Source organism: Paenibacillus mendelii, from assembly GCF_024498075.1.
In the GTDB taxonomy this organism is placed as follows: Bacteria; Bacillota; Bacilli; order Paenibacillales; family Paenibacillaceae; genus Paenibacillus_Z; species Paenibacillus_Z mendelii.
The window spans coordinates 31867-49734 of record NZ_JANHOF010000022.1 but is presented as its reverse complement, the minus strand read 5'-3'; the positions used below and the strand labels follow the sequence as shown (position 1 = coordinate 49734).

Sequence of the window (17868 nt, the reverse complement as noted above, 5' to 3'; positions counted from 1 at the left end):
ACAACACTGTCCGGTACATCTCAGCCACCTGGCGCTCTCCATGCCAACAAACCCGCTCATCCTCCCATAAAGAGATTCAAAGCGGGCCGGCCGAGGTATAAAAAGGTACACACTTCGCCCATCCTAATGCCAAGGAGGTGAGATCCATGGCCAAAGATGTACTCTGTGAAGTGAACTCCTGCAAGTATTGGGCTGCAGGCAATCACTGCAATGCATCCTCCATTTACGTTGTCAGCCATCGCGGGAAGAAGGCGAGCAATTCGGAGGAAACCGACTGCAAGACATTCGAACCGAAGATCTAACGTGTGCGGGCAGCCAATCGGCTGTCCTTTTTCTTGAGAACAGCTCTGCTCCACGGGCGCCGATTGCCGTTCCTTCTTGTCTACACTTATATATTAACCAAGAATGATAATTATTATCAGTCAAATTAATTTTTTTTTTCATTCTTCAACTCATATCTCCGCCACGCACACAAAAAAGCATCACCCCGCTCCCGAAGGTAATGCTTTTTTCTTAAACTTTAGGTCACTCCGCGATCTACACGATTAGATAAGCCGCGATGCTGTCACACATGTCGCATGCTGCAGGCGCATCCCAATCCGTGAAGGTTGTCGTCGCCAGATCGACAATATCCGGCGCGTCCTCGTAATCATCGACAAACTTGTCGATCGCGAGTTCAATATGTTCTTTACACACACAATACATGCTTCACGTATCCCTCTTCTTTTGTCCATTACTATCTAGCATTGTCCAAACCGGCTGCCCTTAGCCATCCGGCACACTTCAACTTCTACCATAATTCGCCATACTGCCTACCAGAGAGGCTGACTTATTCGTCAGTCTTTTCTTCAAGGGTGAATGTCACCGTGTGCTTCTCCCCGCCGCGGTAGTAGGTGACGAGAATATCGTCGCCGATGGATTTCTTTCCGTACAAATATTTGCGAAGCTCCATCGTGCTCGTGATCGACTGTTTATCTAGCTTCACGATTACATCATTGAAGGCCAATCCCGCTTCGGCTGATGGACCAACCGCTTCGAGGACGATAACACCTTCTTCAACATCCTTAGGGAGCTTCAGATCGGACTCAGGCAGATCTCCCAAGCCGTCCTCTCCTATGCCTGGCGACTCCGCGCCATCCTCAGGAAGAATCTCCAAATCCTCCGGTTCGTCACCGCCAGCCCCTATAGACTGTTGTGCCATATATTGCTCAAGGTCCATCGTATACACGCCCAGGTAAGGGCGCTTAACCTTCCCATACTCAAGCAGACTCTGCACGATTGGCATGGCAACCTGTGAAGGGATTGCAAATCCGACCCCTTCTACGCCAAAATCGGCCACCTTCATGCTGTTAATGCCGACGACCTTTCCATTGAGATCGATCAAGGGTCCGCCGCTGTTGCCTTGGTTTATGGAGGCATCTACTTGAATGACCTCCTGCTCCCAATCGTACACGCCGTCCTGGCTGAGCGACACGGGGATGATCCGGTGCGTCTTACTGACGATCCCCATGGTCAGAGAATCGCTAAGACCGAGCGGGTTCCCGATCGCCATCACCCATTGGCCGGCGCGCAGCTCACTGGAGTCGCCGATTTCAGCGACCGTCTTAATGCCGTCTCCATTGACTTCTAGAACGGCGAGATCCGTAATCTCGTCGACCCCGATCAGCTCGGCTTCAAGCATCTCTCCGTTGCTAAGTACCGCTTTGACCGCTTCGGCCCCTGCGACGACATGCGCGTTCGTAATGATGTGCGCCTTGCCCTTCACCTTCTCGAATATAACCCCTGAGCCGACGGCAGCCTGGGCTAGCTCCGCTTCATCGCTCTCATCTAAGGTTTCTTCGCCTTTCACAGATGGCAGCTTCTGCTCGTTAATAATGCTCACGACCGCAGGACGGACCTTGTCCGCCGCTTGGATCGTCCGCTCGTACGGATCATTGTTCGTCTGTACAGGGGAAACCGCTAGAAGCGAGCCGCCTGATCCGCCGCCGCCCCGGTCGAAGCCCGCGACCAAGCCGAACACAAGCACCACTACCATAGAGCTGGCTACCGATGAAATCGCAGCGATTCGCACTTTGGACCAGTTCCGGCTGCGAAGCGGCCCTGCCGAGAATGTTCCTGTCTTGCCATCACTTTTTGCCCATCGGGCGCGGCGCGAGACCCGTGTGGAGTAAAACTCGTCATCGAACAAGCTCATCTATAATCGCTCCTCTCGATGTCCCGGACATCAAGATCCTTTTTTCTCAAATCTAGGAATGATATCGGAAGAATCGTCTACAATAATAATAGAGTCCATGCACTGCAGTAGCGCATCCGCCAAAAAAATTTTTACCCGATGAAATCGCTTGTCTCACAAACTAATCATAAAGGAGCATTCCAATGACACGAAATCACTCCACTGCGATGGAGCAAGTCGTTCTAGCCGGTAAAATCGCTGATTTAAAAGATGATCATTACCGTATACTGCTAACCGTTAGTGCCATGACCGAGCTGCTTATTGAGAAAGGCCTCCTTACCCGGGAAGAGCTGGAGCTCAAAGCACTTACACTCGATCAAGAGCTTGATTCGCTCATCGCTTCTTCACTTCATCCCATGGCGTAGGCCGGTCATGATATGTGTCCCGCAGCGGGAACTCGTCCTTGCGGAAGAAGAAGCCGTTGCTCTCTAATACATTATTCACCGTCAGCTTCGCCAAGTCCATCAAATTATGATCCAAGCTGAGATGGGCCAAATAAACCCGTTTCGTCCGATCCGTCATCAGCTGGCATAAGGCTTCACCGGCCGCTTCATTCGACAAATGTCCGATATCGCTCAAGATGCGGCGTTTGATATTCCATGGATACCGGCCCATGCGAAGCATGTCGACATCGTGATTCGATTCCAGGACGAGCACATCGGAATCCTCAATCATAAGCCTTACCTTGTCGCTTACGTAACCAAGGTCAGTCGCCAGACTGAGCTTCACGTCGTCATCGTCAAAAACATACCCGACCGGCTCAGCTGCATCATGCGATATCGCGTATGATGTCGCCTGGATACCGCCAAAATTGACCGTCTCGCCTGTTTCCATAATGACACGCTTATCCGCCGTGATCTGACCGACATGGCGTTCCAATGCGCCCCAGGTCGCTTCGTTCGCATAGATCGGCAAATCGAACTTGCGAGCGAACGCGCCCAGCCCCTTTATATGATCGGAATGCTCATGCGTGACGAGGATAGCATCCACATGGTGGCCTGCCACGCCGCGTTCCCGCATGAGCTCCTCTATTTTCTTTACACTTAATCCGGCATCTACAAGCACCGTAGCGTCATCGCCCTGCACGATCGTCGCGTTCCCCGTCGATCCACTGGCAAGTACCGTAAATCGTAATCCCATGTCCCTTCAAACCTACCTTTTCCCAGAGCTCCCATGACGCTCTATTAGCGGCGGCTCCATTCATGCGAAGCGACTGCAGCCAACAGCCTCAGCCGCTCCCCAAGAAACCTATCCGCGGCCCAATTAATGTTGCATTACTCTGTCGAATCGCCATTGTGAGGCGCTTCTTCTTTTTCTGTAAATACCTCTGCGCTAATGGCATGAACATAGTACACAAGCCCATCCTCCAGCAGCACGCGCCAGGAGGGAGCAGAGAACTGCGTATCGGAATTGAAATCCTGTCCGTGATAGCCCAGCTTAATATCCTTGATAACCGCACCAGGCTTGAAATGGTTGTAGATCAAGCTCTCCAACGCCTTCGTCGCAGGCAGCACCGTTTGCTCAGCAGCCTCATCGCCTGTTATCAGCTCCACGCGATCCTGGCTGTAGGCGACAATTTTCTGATTGCTGAAGTAGAGCTTCAGCCTGATGTCGAACATGGGCCGATCCTGTGCTTCCCGGTGCAGAATGAAGGCTTCGTCTTCATTCAACGCCGGATCATACGTATATTCCTTCAAATCTGGAATAACGGATCCGAGTTCATTCTGCAGTTCTTTTTCATTGAAGACGATTTTACTGTCAACGGGCACCTGCAGCGTATGCCGCTTACCTTCGCCCAGCTTCTCGGTCACGCGGTACGTTAATTCGCGCAGCTTGGGTGTCTCGGTCGGAATGCTTCTTGCGTCCAGCTTAATGCCTTTATCCCGCATGACCGCAAGGGTACCCGCCGACAAATCTTTCACATCCCCGCTGGAGCTTGGCCCTTCCTGGATATTCGACCACAGCTGGTAACCGAGCACGATGTTCAATACCAGAAACGCGAAAATCAGTACACTCTTCGCTCTTCCCCATTCCATCTGCCCGTCACCTCCGCTCGTCCGTGTTCAATACGACTTGCGAACCAGGGATTAATCCGCTCGCTTCAAGTGCTCGTCCGGCCTTCGCCGATGTACCGCCTTCCGAACCGCCTGCCGCCTTGCCGCCGGAGCCTGTGCTGCCGTTGGCGTCTCCGCCCGCTCCCGGAGTACTCGGGGTAGCCGGGGTGGCATTCGTATCCTTGGCAGGCGGCTGATACGTATCGGGCAGCGCAGGCATTAATACGTCCTGTGTCCCATCCATCAGACGGACAACCCAGACCGGTTTGAAGCGCAGCTTCGATTCCTTGAGCTGCGATACGAGTGCCGCCGGATAGATAGCAGCGACCTCGCTTCTGCGCGAATAATTACTTAGCGTCACATGAAGCGAATCGCCGCCCGGAAGCCAGCGGACCTCTTTGGAATCAGCTTTCTCATTCAGCGTAATCAGAGAACGCTCGTATTCCGATACAACGCCCTGCTGCAGACGCAGCTGCATCTGGCCGAACAAGAACGGCTTAGCCGGAACAACCGGATACGATCCGTAGTACTGCTGATAACGGATCGAACGCACGGCTTGTCCCTCCGTTAGTGGTCCTGGCTGCAGGTAACGATGAAGTCCGTCCCATCCGCCATGCTGGTTAATAAACTGAATGGAGGCATACACGTTCGCGCTCAAATTATCTTCATTGCCTTGCCCGGCTACTGGATCCGTGTAGCTGATCCACTTGCCGTCAAGCTCCACCTGAAGGCCGCGCTTGCCATCCGTGTATATTTGTGAACCATTTCGATCGTTAATAGCCCTCGTCTCACTCGGGTCTAAGAACAAATTCCGCTGCATCTGCTCGGGCGTATAGGTCTCGTATCCCACCACCGATTCGACAGCTTGAAGCGGCTCTGTCGGGATATACAGTCCATCATCGACAAATTGATACGGCGTCCAGAACTCTCCGAAACCGACGTAATTCTGCACATCATTCACCGTCAGGTCGGCACGCACCGATTCATACACCGTGCTGCCATCCGCGCTGAAGAAGTAGGTGCGCACCTCATCGCGGTCATCATTCTTATAGATCCATATCCGGTTGATCACATCATTCAGGAACGTAAGGTCGCCATCTAGCTTGAACGCCTCGCCCAGCAGCTCGACAGGCACGCCTCCGCCGAAACGAAGCTCTACGCCGATATCCCGCTCGCGCACCGTATCCCAATCAACCACATAAATGTTATTGCGCTGAAAGCCTTTGAATTCGCGCCCCTTCATCCGGTCATAGATCAGATTATAGAAGTTCATGTCGGGATACAGCACCGTATGCTTGTTCTCGCCGAAGTGCAGCACCATGTCCTCGGGGAAAATAACGTTATCGACCTGCTCTTCCTTACCCATCTGTTCGGTCTTAATATAGTCCTGGCGCGGCGAGAACGTTGCGCCAAGTCCCGGAATGCTGTAAGCAAGCAGATAGCTCTGCAGCAAGCTGAGCAGAACCAACGCGGCAAGCATCCATGTCTTCGTCTTCTCGATCATGACGGATCGCCTCCGTCTTGCAGCATAGGCAGAATGACCGTCACCGTGGTTCCTTCATTCAGCTCAGAATCCAGAGTCACCGTGCCTCCATGCGCCTTCACAATTTCCCGGGCAATGGAAAGTCCCAGTCCCGTGCCGCCCATATTGCGCGACCGCGCCTTATCGACCCGGTAGAATCGGTCGAATATACGGCTTAGATCCTTCCGCGGGATACCGATCCCCGTATCCTTCACGCTGATCGCAATTGATGTCGAACCCGGCTTATGTGCCGTAATTTCGATGCGCCCGCCATCCAGCGTATATTTGATCGCGTTCGACACCAGGTTATCCAAGACCTGATCGATCTGATCCCGATCCAGCCATACGGACGTGATCCCGTCTTCGACACGTATCGCCGCCCGTATTTGCTTCTTGCGCATCTGGAAGGAGAACCGGTCTGCGACCTCCTCCAGCATGTCCGGCACGCTTGTGGCAAGCCGCCTCAGCGGCGCCTGATTGGAGTCGAGCCGCGACAAGTGCAGCAGGTCCGTCACGAGCCGGATCATCCGTTCCGTCTCGTTGCGGATCACACCGACGAATCGCTGGCCTAGCTCGGGCTCGCTCAGAGCTCCGTCATCGAGCGCCTCGGCGTAGCTCTTGATCGTCGTCAGCGGCGTACGCAGCTCATGCGATACGTTCGCGACGAACTCCCGGCGGGATTGCTCGAGCCGTTCCTGCTCCGTCACGTCCTGCAGCACCGCAATCGTACCGGAGATTCCCTTGTCTCTGCGGTGGATCGGACTCAATGTGACACGCATCATCTCGTCTACATCTCCGCCCTGATTGACGTGCCGGATGACCGCCGTAGAATCCCGTCCGCTCATCAGATTAGCCATCTGCGTCTCATCCATCCCGAACAAATCGGTCAATCGACAGCCTTCGCAGGCTTCCTCGCGCAGCATTTCCTTCGCGCGGCGGTTGGTAATCATGACAACGCCATGTTCGTCGGCCGCAACGACGCCATCACTCATATTCGCTAGAATCGAGGACAGCTTCTCCTTCTCCTCTTCGTTCACCGACAAGGCATCCCGAAGACGGGAAGTCATATCATTGAATACCTCGCTGAGCCGGCCGATTTCATCGTTCCCCAGCACCGGCACCTGCTGGTCGAACCGCCCTTCCGCCACTGCCGCCGCCTGCCGGGTCAACCCTTTGATCGGGTTCGTAATGGTGTGGGCAAGCAGGATACAGAGCAGACCGGTTAGGCCGAGCGCGATGAGCATCCCCGACACGAAGATCCGGTTGACGCCATTCACCGTCTGATAGAGCTCCTTCATCGAAGCAACCAAATAAACCGCTCCGACGGTTTTGCTGCCGTACATGACGGGCTTGGCAATGATCTTCTTGCGGACGTTGTCCTCGTCGATCACATCCTCCTCATTATCGCGAATGCCCTGCAGCGCACGGCTGACAGCTAATGAGGTATTCTTCTTGCCGACATATTCTTGGGGGCTCGACAGCGAGGTGGCGAGTATTCGCCCGCTAGCGTCGAGCAATTGGATTTCAGCTTCGTTAATGCTGAACAGATCCCGCACCAGTGAGCTCAAATATTCTTCCGTCGTCCGTCCGTCCGCAGCCGGCTTATCCGGCTTGCTGTTTAACGTCTCTGCGGCTAGTCTGGCCAATACGTCGGCCTGATTGTTCATGTTGGTCGAGAACGTCGACGTGAGTGACGTCTTCATCGTGCTAATAAAATAAACGCCAATGAGCTGCATCGCAAAAAGAATGAGCAGCACATAAATGATGATCAGCTTGACCTGAATCGTACGGAAGAATCGAATCCCGCCGTTCATCCGGAGCCAAAGCCCCCCGATTTAGGATTTCGCATCATATAACCGAGGCCTCTGCGCGTCAGAATGTATTCCGGCCGGCTCGGGTCGTCCTCGATCTTCTCCCGGAGCCTGCGGATCGTCACGTCCACAGTCCGCACATCGCCGAAATATTCAAATCCCCATACTGCCTGCAGCAGATGCTCTCTCGTCATGACCTTGCCGCAATTGCGGGCCAGATAGTAGACTAGCTCATACTCGCGATGCGTCAAATCCAGGGGGTCGTTATCCTTGTAAACCACGTACATATCCGTATCGATGAAAAGATTGAAGATGCGCAGTCCTTGCGTATCTTGCTGCATCGCACCCGATCCCGCTCCGCCAGCGATAGCTTGCGCGGCCTCCGTCTTCTGACGGCGCAAGTGAGCCTTCACACGGGCCAGCAGCTCACGCGTGCTGAACGGCTTCGTCACATAATCGTCTGCGCCTAGCTCAAGCCCCAGCACCTTATCGAGCTCGGTGTCCTTGGCCGTCAACATAATAATCGGGGTTTGAAGGCGAGAACGCACCTCGCGGCACACATCCATACCGTCTTTCACGGGCAGCATCAAATCAAGAAGGATCAAGTCAGGCAGCTCTTCGAATGCAAGACGAACGGCTTCTCCGCCATCGAAAGCACAGATGACCTGATAGCCTTCCTTCTCCAAATTAAACTTTAGAATATCCGCAATCGGCTGTTCATCGTCAACGACTAATATTTTTCCGAACACCCTCATCACCGCCCATCGTCTTGCTCCATGAGGCCAGACACATCACCTATGCAAAGCCATAAATTGGCCCGATAACCAAAATGCCAAACCTTATTTTATTCTAACATAGTTAGGGCGGATGTCCCAATGAAAGTTCCCTCATCATTAAGCACTTTTACACAATTTTGCAGGCATTCTGCCCACCCGCAAACATGCCCCTTTATATAGACGTTTTGGTATGACAAATGGCTTACTTGCCCATTCGATTTTACCTGCACATAGATGCAAAAAGCACCGTCAGCCATACGCTCGGCTAACGGTGCTTGGGTTACATAACCTATAAATACTTGAGTGGGTTTTGAACACTTCCGTCTTTGTGAATTTCAAAATGCAGGTGTGTCCCGAACGAGTGACCCGTATTCCCCATAATACCGATGCTCTCGCCCTTCTCCAGCGTTTGTCCTTTTTTGACGGAAAGCTTGCTCATATGGCCGTAAACGGTTTTATATCCGTTTTTATGGTTAATAATTACACAACGGCCCAAACCGTTCTTCTCGCCGGCAAACTCAACAACGCCGTTATCGGCTGCCATGATGGTCTTGTTCCCGACCAGATCGATGCCTTTGTGCTGACGCCCCCAACGTTTGCCGAAGCTGCTCGTGAGCTTAGCGCCCGATACCGGCCAAGAGAATCGGCCAGATCCTTCACCGATGACCTTCGTCCCTTTCATCACGATGGCGGGGACGGAGGGCTCTAATACCTGTTCGCCCAAGAGCTCTTCACTCATGAGATAGCCATTTTGTTTGACGAGCTTATAAACCATCTTTTTCTTGCCGCTCTTGCCTATCCGGATCGTCTTCGATTCGCCGGCACGCATAGCGCTGTTCTTCTGTATCACGGTGATCGGCTCGATCAACTCGGTTTCCGTAACATGCTCGACCGTCTCTACCGTCACCTCAGGCTGCAGAACAGTGAGATCCAGCACATCGCCGACTTTGATCATATCATCCTGGATCCAATCATTATTCTCATAGATGACTTGTGGAGAAATGTCGAATTTCTGCGCGATGCAGCCGACGCAATCGCCTTCCTGCACCGTATACTTAGTAGGTTTAACACTGCCCTTGATAAGTTTGAGATACATATCCGCAGGATCCGCAATTTCTTCAGGCTTAACCTCCGCCTCGCTTGTTGTGACCTTCTCGACGATCTGCATCGATTTCATCGTTGTCGATGGCTTCGTTGTTTCCGATGTCTTAACAGCGGAGTATGCGAGCGCCGATACTTCTAAGGCTTTGTTCTTCACTTCCGGCTCGGGCGCATAGCGGGTTTTGACGCTCTTCAGAATCCTGTCCGCCGTCTCCTTGTCCTTGACGATACCGACCACTTTGCCGTCAACTAGAAGCTCGACACCCTGTGCCTGCGCTGTAAGCATGGTTTCCAGCTTCTTCAACGTAGCTTCACTATCCGGAACGGCCTTGTAAGCGCTCTTACGCTCGTATGTAAGGCTACCTGTCTTAAGAACCATGTTCACATCAGGATTGGCTTCACTTACTTCTTGCTGCTTCCGGCTAATTAGCTGCTGTACCTGCCCGGACGATTGCACCTCGCCGACCAGTTTGCCATTCATATATAGGTGGTAGAAATCGACTGTGTTTGCTTTAACATAGTGGCTGCCGCCAAAACCGGCAATAATGAGAACGGCCAATGCCGCACCGGCTAGAATAACAGGCTTTCTCCGCTTCATCCGAGTGAACGAAACGTTACTCATTTTTTTCTCTGGCTGCGATCGGTCCCGCCGAAAGGTAATTGTATTCCATACCTTCCGGATCCGACCCTTGTCCTTAAAAACGGTCATGATCGTCTCCTTTTCGCGTTTAACAACCTTCTTTAGTACGAATTCGACATAAAATTTCTACGTCGTATTGCCCGTTTATACTTTAACACAACGCAACAAGCCCGATCAACAAAACCGCCTTTACGCAAGATTAATATTTCTTCAGAATGTATGGTTCGAAATATCCGCTGAGCATAGGGGATCAAGCAATTCCCTATTGATTGTATTGGTAGCTGCCAGCATGGAAGAGGTAAGACAATGAAAAGGCAGAGCAGAACAATGGGATTACGCCCGCCTGTTCCGCACTGCCTTATTTCATGTTTAAGTCTAATCGGTTATGACAGCTTAGTTGTCATAACCGAAAAGCTGGCCGAAAGCGCAGCTGCCGTCCAGTACGCTATTCAAGACCATCGATGGCAAGCATCCTCCCCCATGAGGGGCTCACCTCAATATTTCTTCAAGATCTCCATCATTTTGTCATATTCCTCGCGGCTTAGATGCTGCGCGACAAGCTGCTGAATATCCGTCATTTCGCTGGATGTAATCCCATCTTCCATCCAACCCGAGATTTGCTGCCACGCTTCCTGCGGCAATTTGGTCATCATGACTTCGAACAGCTGCTCCTTGTCGGCATCACTCATCCGGTTCTTGGCATCGCTTAATTGATCCTCCGTCATGGCGACACCCTCTTTCTCCGCTTCCTCAAGGGCCCCCTCCGAAGAGGCGCCGCTTCCGGCCTTTGTGCCGTTGCCTCCGCCGATGTCGGTAAGCGATCCCGGCGGCAATTCGCCGAACGCATCGGCCGAAGGCGGATTCTCTCCCTCGCTGCCCTTCGGATCCGCTTCGGCCTGCTCCTGCTTGGTTTCATCCTCTGACTTGGTCTTATCTTCTGCCTTGCTGTCATCCGCACTATGATTGCTGTTATTCGAAGCGGTTTCTCGTTGATCGGATTTCAACTCTGGATCCGCCCCCCATAACGAGCCCCATACGCCGTCTAACGCGAAGGGTTTCTGCTCTAATGGCAGCTTAAATTGCTTCAGCAGCGTTTCCACATAACTGTTTACGATATAGCCGGTCGTCCAGATCGACAAGAAACTAATAATCAGCCCTGCCGCAACCGTCTTCGCAAACCATCCCGTCCATTTCCACACACGCCTCACTCCTATCCCATACCATGCCTCTCTATGAAGGTCCTATCATTCAGTATGGTCAGGTGATAAGGCTATCATTCTCTATTTGGTCCTCTACTTGGAAATTTCATATTCGTTATGGTGAAATCCGTACGGGGTAACGCGCGCTATAAGCCTATCATCAATTAAAAAAAAGCCTGACTGGAACGAGGGGTGCAGGCTGCGCCGCTCGTTCCAGTCAGGCTTATGGGTTGGTTATGGATAGATCTTAACGACCGGGTTGGTCTGTTCGCGATTACGTCCAACCGAGAAGATCGCGATCGGGATCCCTGTCAGCTCGGATACCCGCTCTACATAACGGCGAGTCGTTGCCGGCAGATCCTCCAGCGTCTTCGTGTTCGTAATATCTTCGCTCCAGCCTGGCATTTCCTCGTACACGGCTTCACACTCAGCCAGCATCTTCAAGCTGGCTGGGTAGTACTCAATAACTTCGCCGCGATACTTGTAGCCCGTACAAATTTTGACCGTTTCCAGTCCTGTCAATACGTCAAGCGAGTTAAGCGACAGGCCCGTAATTCCGCTGACACGACGGGCATGGCGGACAACGACGCTGTCGAACCAGCCTACACGGCGCGGACGGCCTGTAACGGTGCCGTACTCATGGCCTTTCTCGCGGATCCAATCGCCCGTCTCATTGTTCAGTTCCGTTGGGAACGGACCATCGCCGACGCGGGTCGTGTACGCCTTAGCAACGCCGATAACTTGCTGAATCTTCGACGGGCCCACGCCTGAACCGATGCAGACTCCGCCTGCAGTTGGGTTAGACGACGTTACGAATGGATAGGTACCTTGGTCGATGTCGAGCATAACGCCTTGCGCGCCTTCGAACAGGATTTTCTGGCCGGCATCGATTGCGTCGTTCAAGACAACGGACGTGTCCGTCACATAAGGACGAAGAATCTCGGCGAAGCCCAGATATTCGGAGATGATGGTGTCTGCATCCAGCGGTTGGCCACCATATACCTGTTCAATCACTTGGTTCTTCTCTGCAACCATTCGACGGACCTTCGGCTCGAATTCCTCCGCATCCATCAAATCGGCAATACGAATGCCGTTACGAGCCGCTTTATCCATATAACACGGACCGATTCCTTTGCGGGTCGTACCGATCTTATTGTCACCCTTACGCTCTTCTTCAAGACCATCCATAACGAGATGGTAAGGCATAATAACATGGGCGCGGTCACTAATTTTCAAGTTATCCGTTGAAAACTCATTTTCATGTATATAGTTGATTTCGTCAATAAGGGCGGATGGGTTAATAACCATCCCGTTTCCGATGACGCATACTTTATTTTGATTAAAAATGCCCGATGGAATCATAGTCAGCTTATACTTCTTGTTGCCGATCAGAATCGTGTGGCCGGCGTTATTTCCCCCTTGATAACGGGCAACGACGTCTGCGCCTTCCGCCAGAAAGTCGGTAATCTTTCCCTTACCTTCGTCTCCCCACTGCGTTCCGACAACAACTACCGTTGACATGCACATACCCCCACTCGATGATTCGCACACACCGAAATTTACTGCCTTTCATGAGACAGCAGTATTAGTTTAGCAGTGTAAACGAGTAAAGTCAATAAAAAAGCGAACAATTGCACAGTCCCCCACACAATTGTTCGGAATTATTCTTGTTATGTGAAATGCCTATCTAGGAGGCCTGTCCCGGCTCCTGATGCGATCGATCCAGCCCGACGAACTTATTGAAGCTCTTCAGGAAGACGAGCTCGACTGTCCCGACCGGACCGTTACGCTGTTTGGCAATGATGATCTCGATAATGTTCTTCTTCTCGGTGTCTTGATTGTAGTAATCATCCCGATACAAGAACGCCACGATATCGGCATCCTGCTCGATAGAGCCGGATTCCCGAAGGTCGGACATCATCGGCCGCTTGTCCTGCCGCTGCTCAACGCCCCGGCTGAGCTGCGACAGTGCGATAACGGGCACTTCCAGCTCACGCGCGATCTGTTTGAGCGTACGGGAAATTTCAGATACTTCCTGCTGCCGGTTCTCGCCCGCCTTACCCCGGCCTTGAATGAGCTGCAGGTAATCGATTAGAATCATGCCAAGTCCGCGTTCTTTCTTCAGCCTCCGGCACTTCGCCCGTATATCCGCGACGGTAATGCCCGGCGTATCATCAATATAGATTTGCGCCTCAGACAACGATCCGATCGCCATCGTTAGCTTTTCCCAATCATCGCCTTCTAAATACCCGGTCCGCATACGTCCCGCATCCACATTCGATTCCGCGCAGATCATCCGCTGAACCAGCTGGGCGGCCGACATCTCAAGGGAGAAGATCGCGACGGTTTCCTTGGAGCGAACGCCTACATTTTGTGCGATATTAAGTGCGAATGCCGTTTTACCAACAGAAGGACGTGCCGCAACAATAATAAGGTCATTGCGCTGGAAACCGGCCGTCATCTTATCCAGATCGGTGAAACCTGATGGAATACCGGTGGTTCCGCCCTTGTTTGTATAGAGATGCTCAACCTTCTCGAATACCTCCATGAGTACGTCGCGAATGGAGATGAACCCCCCGCTGGCGCGGCGATTGGAGATTTCGAGAATGCGCTGCTCCGCTTCATTGAGCATCAATCCGATATCATCGGCAGCTGCATAGCCATTCGAGACGATTTGGGTCGCCGTTCGAATCAGCCGCCGCAGGATCGATTTCTCTTCCACGAGCTGGGCGTAGTAATCCACGTTCGCAGCGGTCGGTACCGAATTGGCCAGCCTTGCGAGATAGCTGACTCCGCCGATTTCCTCCAGCTGCTGACGATCCTGCAGGTAAGAGGTGAGCGTGACGAGGTCGATCGGCTGATTCGCTTCACCCAGCTCAATCATCGCTTCAAAGATCAACTGGTGCGACGGCGTGTAGAAGTCTTCGCTGCGCAGCCGTTCCATAGCCGTGACCAGCGCCTCCGTCTGTAGTAAAACGGCGCCGAGCACCGCCTGTTCGGCCTCGGTATTCTGAGGGGGTACACGGTCAAACATCAGCTGCTCATTAGTCATTACGCTCGGTTATCTCCTTTACCCTTTATTACTCCTCCACCGTCTGCACGTTCAGTCTGGCTTTCACTTCTGGATGCAGCTTCACCGGCACATGCGTCATTCCTAGCGCGCGAATAGGCTCTTCCAGCTCAATCTTCCGTTTATCAACGCGGTATCCCATCTTCTCCAATGACTCCGCGATTTGCTTGCTCGTGATGGAGCCGAACAACCGGCCGCCTTCGCCTGCCTTCGTCTTCACGACCACCGTCATCGCCTCAAGCTTGGCCGCTAGTGCCTTCGCATCTTCTCTTTCCTTGTCCTTACGCTTCTGTTCGGCGGCATTCTGATTTTCCAGCGTCTTGATGTTACCGTCTGATGCCGGTTTAACCAATCCCTTCGGCAGCAGAAAGTTGCGTACGTACCCTTCGGACATTTCCTTCACATCGCCCTTTTTCCCTTGCCCTTTAACGTCCTGCAAAAAGATTACTTTCATTCAAATAACCCCTCTTCCGTTTCAATATCGTGCAGCACCTGCTTGAGGCGCTGCGCCACTTCAGCTACAGTGCCTTCCTGCTGAGCCGCCGCGTTCGTCAAGTGCCCGCCGCCGCCCATACGTTCCATAACCACCTGAACGTTCATATGGCCCAGCGAGCGAGCGCTGATGCCAATAAGCCCATCCTGGCGCTCTCCTATGACGAAGGAGGCCAGCACATCGGTCATGTTGAGCAGCGTATCCGCGGACTGCGCAATAAGCAGCTGCGAATACTGCCGCCCTGTCTCAGTTACAGCAATTGCTATATGCTCATAGACGATTTCTGCATGGCGGATCATCTCGGCTTTCTTGATGTACTCCGCCAAATCCTCTTTCAGCATCCGTTGAATCATTGTGGAGTCTGCACCGTTCCGTCTCAGGAACGATGCCGCTTCAAACGTACGCGAGCCCGTCCTTAGTGAGAAGCTCTTGGTGTCGACTGTAATACCCGCCAGCAGCGCCGTTGATTCCCGCACATCCAGTACGATTCGGTCATGAATGTATTGCAGAAGCTCCGTAACCAGCTCACACGTTGATGAAGCATATGGCTCCATATAAACGAGAATCGCATTATTGATAAACTCTTCGCCGCGCCGGTGATGATCGATGACAACGACCTTCTCTGCCTGCGCAATTAGCCGTGGTTCCTTCACCATGGAAGCTTTGTGCGTGTCGACAACGACGACGAGCGTGCCGCTATCAATCAGACTATGCGCTTGATCGGGGGTTATGAACCGTTTGAACAGCTTCTCTTCTTCCTTGAGCATCTCCATCATCTTCTGGATCGCGGGATTAATCCCCTCCAGCACGATGAAGGCTTCCTTACCGAATTGCGAAGCTGCCTTCAGAACCCCTACCGCTGCGCCAATTGCGTCCATATCGGGCATCTTATGCCCCATTATGACGACATTGTCGCTCTCCTTGATGAGATCGCGCAGCGCATGCGCGACGACGCGGGCACGTACGCGGGTACGTTTCTCTACGGCATTCGACTTGCCGCCATAGAAGGACTGTCTCTGCCCGCTCTTTACAGCCGCCTGGTCGCCGCCTCTTCCGAGGGCGATATCCAAGCTCATCTGTGCCCATTGCCCGAGCTCTACGATGCTGTCCGCTCCAGCGGCGAAGCCAATGCTCAGCGTCATCGGAATTTTCTGCTCCAGCGTCATCTCCCGCACCTCGTCCAGAATGACGAAACGGGACAGCTCCAGCTGTTTGAGCGTCTTTTGATCGGTGATGAGCAGATAACGGTCAGAGGTCAGGCGCTTCAGATAGAGCTGAAATTTCTGTGCCCACTCGGTAATTTCCGCTGTCACCTTGGATAACAGCAGACTGCGCTGCTGATCGTCCATCCCCTGCGTCACTTCTTCCAAATTATCCATGGTGACGATACCCAGCGCTATCTTCTCTTCCTCATAACGCCGGGCTAGATGCCACCGGCGCGTAATATCGCGGATATAGAGCAGCCGCTCATCGAAACGGAACAGCAGCTCATAGATCGAGCCATTAATGGTCGCTTCGACTGTGCCTTCCCGATCCTTCGCTTGCGACAGCGTGGGAAACAGCTCAATTAGCGATTCTCCCACGACCGATTCCCGCTCCAGCATCTGGGTGACGAACGTATTATGCCATTCGACGGTCTTATCTTCATTGTACAAAATAATGCCGAAAGGCAGTTCGCTAATGACCTCATTCCCGGCCTTCTTGACCCGGTAAGACAGCGTTCCTAAATAAGCCTTCAAATCGCGTCTGAACGCCCGTTCCGCTAAGACCGAGTAGACCCCTACAGCACCTGCCAGCACAAGACCGACTAGACCGAGCTTCCATTCGAACCAAGCCACCGTAACGGTCAGCAGTATCATGAGCACGAACGCCCATAAATGGTGCATTCCGTGCCATCGTTTAACTAAAAACTTCGGCATTCTTCATTCGCCCCTGTAGTCAAGGTTTCTTAAACGCTCTTCGGATCGGAAAACCGGCATCGAGTACGCCAATTAAGCTCAGCGGCGGGAACACGACGACGAGGACAGATAGAAGGATGGGAACCACCTTGTTCCATTTCCGTTGATCTGCAATAAAGAAGAAAAAGCCGATCGCCTGAATCGAGAAAGCGAGCCGCATAAGCGGAACCAAGTTCAATAGTGCCACTGTCAGGAATGAACTGCCATTATCCGAAACCGAAAGATCCATAATAAGAATGATCAAGTAATAGAGAACAAAGATGCGCGGCAGCATCCAATCCTTCGCCGGCTGGAGGCCGGGAACTTGTAAGCCGGCAGCCCGCAATACGGGTCTTACAACGGCATGCGTAATGACCGCATACATGAAGGATACCGTAATGAGCGCCATCGGTATGGAATGAATCAATGTCTGGATGAATAGATCAGTGGCCTCCGCCGACCAACCGGCTGGAAGCAGCCCCTGCGCACCCAAGTTGTCCGTCACCGAGCGGATCATATCGCTCATCTCCTCAAGCAAGGAGATATCCAGCAGCGCATTGAAGATCACCATTTCCAGCAGCAGCTCTGCCAGCAGTACCAGAAGAGTAACTGTAATGACCTTGCGCGCGGGAAATTGCTTGCGGTACATATGCCCCATCACAATTGATGGAACGAGGAAGAACAGGCCTATGATAAGCGCCACCGGGCCGATCACGGCAAAGGCAAGACCGAATACGACGAGCATATGAAGCCCAAATAATCGTTTGGGCAGCGTCGCGTACAGAATGACGGTTGGAATCATCATGACGGATATAACCAATGCATTGAGCAATGGAACGGAGAGCAACAGCAGCAGCACAAGAGCAGCGGCACTCCATAAAACAGATTTCAAGCCGTTTTTCAAACAGTTCACCTCTAGCATATTTAAGGTTTTACTCCATGAAGCTTTACTCCCCATTATAACACATAACACGAAGCAACAGAGAATGGAGTTGTCCGGCTCCTGCTCGGTAAAGCCTTCCACGGACTTCT

Annotated in this window: 16 protein-coding genes; 2 read left to right on the top strand and 14 right to left on the bottom strand. The window is 52.6% G+C overall.

Going from position 1 to position 17868, the window contains the following annotated elements; translation table 11 throughout:
* Positions 1-146: 146 nt before the first annotated feature.
* A complete protein-coding gene (locus NNL21_RS32525) occupies positions 147-302 on the top strand; it encodes a DUF1540 domain-containing protein (protein WP_204822399.1) in 156 nt (51 codons plus the stop codon).
* Positions 303-537: 235 nt separating this feature from the next.
* On the opposite strand, the gene NNL21_RS32520 is transcribed toward NNL21_RS32525, so the two are convergent.
* Entirely contained in the window at positions 538-705 is a 168-nt protein-coding gene (locus NNL21_RS32520; RefSeq protein WP_204822398.1) for a CxxH/CxxC protein, read from the bottom strand.
* Between the two features lie 124 nt (positions 706-829).
* Entirely contained in the window at positions 830-2194 is a 1365-nt protein-coding gene (locus NNL21_RS32515; RefSeq protein WP_204822397.1) for a S1C family serine protease, read from the bottom strand.
* Positions 2195-2376: 182 nt separating this feature from the next.
* Between NNL21_RS32515 and NNL21_RS32510 the strand changes: the two genes are divergently transcribed.
* Entirely contained in the window at positions 2377-2598 is a 222-nt protein-coding gene (locus NNL21_RS32510; protein ID WP_204822396.1) for a hypothetical protein, read from the top strand.
* On the opposite strand, the gene NNL21_RS32505 is transcribed toward NNL21_RS32510, so the two are convergent.
* The 12 genes from NNL21_RS32505 to NNL21_RS32450 all read right to left on the bottom strand — a co-directional run bounded on the left by NNL21_RS32505 (position 2567) and on the right by NNL21_RS32450 (position 17740).
* On the bottom strand, positions 2567-3373 hold the full coding sequence (locus tag NNL21_RS32505) for an MBL fold metallo-hydrolase (protein ID WP_204822395.1): 807 nt from the start codon (positions 3371-3373) through the stop codon (positions 2567-2569). The two genes, NNL21_RS32510 and NNL21_RS32505, sit on opposite strands and share 32 nt — an antisense overlap.
* 134 nt (positions 3374-3507) lie before the next feature.
* Positions 3508-4269 (bottom strand): two-component system regulatory protein YycI, encoded by a 762-nt coding sequence (gene yycI / locus NNL21_RS32500; RefSeq protein WP_204822394.1) that lies wholly within the window; start codon positions 4267-4269, stop codon positions 3508-3510.
* Positions 4270-4276: 7 nt separating this feature from the next.
* Positions 4277-5791 (bottom strand): YycH family regulatory protein, encoded by a 1515-nt coding sequence (locus tag NNL21_RS32495; protein ID WP_204822393.1) that lies wholly within the window; start codon positions 5789-5791, stop codon positions 4277-4279.
* Entirely contained in the window at positions 5788-7623 is a 1836-nt protein-coding gene (gene walK / locus NNL21_RS32490; RefSeq protein ID WP_204822392.1) for a cell wall metabolism sensor histidine kinase WalK, read from the bottom strand. The genes NNL21_RS32495 and walK overlap by 4 nt, the downstream gene beginning before the upstream one ends.
* Entirely contained in the window at positions 7620-8369 is a 750-nt protein-coding gene (yycF, locus tag NNL21_RS32485) for a response regulator YycF (RefSeq protein ID WP_204822391.1), read from the bottom strand. The genes walK and yycF overlap by 4 nt, the downstream gene beginning before the upstream one ends.
* A 316-nt stretch (positions 8370-8685) precedes the next feature.
* Positions 8686-10206 (bottom strand): M23 family metallopeptidase, encoded by a 1521-nt coding sequence (locus tag NNL21_RS32480; protein WP_204822390.1) that lies wholly within the window; start codon positions 10204-10206, stop codon positions 8686-8688.
* 425 nt (positions 10207-10631) lie between these two features.
* Positions 10632-11336, bottom strand: a complete 705-nt coding sequence (locus NNL21_RS32475) for a hypothetical protein (protein ID WP_204822389.1) — start codon at positions 11334-11336, stop codon at positions 10632-10634.
* A 234-nt stretch (positions 11337-11570) separates the two neighbouring features.
* Positions 11571-12857: an adenylosuccinate synthase gene (locus tag NNL21_RS32470; RefSeq protein ID WP_204822388.1), complete on the bottom strand. Its 1287-nt coding sequence runs from the start codon at positions 12855-12857 to the stop codon at positions 11571-11573.
* A gap of 166 nt (positions 12858-13023) precedes the next feature.
* The gene (dnaB, locus tag NNL21_RS32465; protein ID WP_204822387.1) at positions 13024-14388 is read right to left on the bottom strand and encodes a replicative DNA helicase; all 1365 of its coding nucleotides are present in this window, start codon (positions 14386-14388) and stop codon (positions 13024-13026) included.
* A gap of 28 nt (positions 14389-14416) precedes the next feature.
* Positions 14417-14860, bottom strand: coding sequence for a 50S ribosomal protein L9 (gene rplI / locus NNL21_RS32460; protein WP_204822386.1), 444 nt, complete (start codon positions 14858-14860; stop codon positions 14417-14419).
* Positions 14857-16818 (bottom strand): DHH family phosphoesterase, encoded by a 1962-nt coding sequence (locus tag NNL21_RS32455; RefSeq protein WP_204822385.1) that lies wholly within the window; start codon positions 16816-16818, stop codon positions 14857-14859. The genes rplI and NNL21_RS32455 overlap by 4 nt, the downstream gene beginning before the upstream one ends.
* Positions 16819-16837: 19 nt before the next feature.
* The gene (locus tag NNL21_RS32450) at positions 16838-17740 is read right to left on the bottom strand and encodes a DUF2232 domain-containing protein (protein WP_204822384.1); all 903 of its coding nucleotides are present in this window, start codon (positions 17738-17740) and stop codon (positions 16838-16840) included.
* Between the last annotated feature and the right edge of the window lie 128 nt (positions 17741-17868).

What these genes read in the sequence shown, in the direction of transcription:
- NNL21_RS32505 (WP_204822395.1), bottom strand. Translation starts at nt 3,373, where the DNA reads ATGGGATTACGATTTACGGTACTTGCCAGTGGATCGACGGGGAACGCG.
- dnaB (WP_204822387.1), bottom strand. Translation starts at nt 14,388, where the DNA reads ATGACTAATGAGCAGCTGATGTTTGACCGTGTACCCCCTCAGAATACC.
- NNL21_RS32525 (WP_204822399.1), top strand. Translation starts at nt 147, where the DNA reads ATGGCCAAAGATGTACTCTGTGAAGTGAACTCCTGCAAGTATTGGGCT.
- yycI (WP_204822394.1), bottom strand. Translation starts at nt 4,269, where the DNA reads ATGGAATGGGGAAGAGCGAAGAGTGTACTGATTTTCGCGTTTCTGGTA.
- NNL21_RS32480 (WP_204822390.1), bottom strand. Translation starts at nt 10,206, where the DNA reads ATGACCGTTTTTAAGGACAAGGGTCGGATCCGGAAGGTATGGAATACA.
- NNL21_RS32495 (WP_204822393.1), bottom strand. Translation starts at nt 5,791, where the DNA reads ATGATCGAGAAGACGAAGACATGGATGCTTGCCGCGTTGGTTCTGCTC.
- NNL21_RS32470 (WP_204822388.1), bottom strand. Translation starts at nt 12,857, where the DNA reads ATGTCAACGGTAGTTGTTGTCGGAACGCAGTGGGGAGACGAAGGTAAG.
- NNL21_RS32455 (WP_204822385.1), bottom strand. Translation starts at nt 16,818, where the DNA reads ATGCCGAAGTTTTTAGTTAAACGATGGCACGGAATGCACCATTTATGG.
- NNL21_RS32510 (WP_204822396.1), top strand. Translation starts at nt 2,377, where the DNA reads ATGACACGAAATCACTCCACTGCGATGGAGCAAGTCGTTCTAGCCGGT.
- walK (WP_204822392.1), bottom strand. Translation starts at nt 7,623, where the DNA reads ATGAACGGCGGGATTCGATTCTTCCGTACGATTCAGGTCAAGCTGATC.
- rplI (WP_204822386.1), bottom strand. Translation starts at nt 14,860, where the DNA reads ATGAAAGTAATCTTTTTGCAGGACGTTAAAGGGCAAGGGAAAAAGGGC.
- NNL21_RS32520 (WP_204822398.1), bottom strand. Translation starts at nt 705, where the DNA reads ATGTATTGTGTGTGTAAAGAACATATTGAACTCGCGATCGACAAGTTT.
- NNL21_RS32515 (WP_204822397.1), bottom strand. Translation starts at nt 2,194, where the DNA reads ATGAGCTTGTTCGATGACGAGTTTTACTCCACACGGGTCTCGCGCCGC.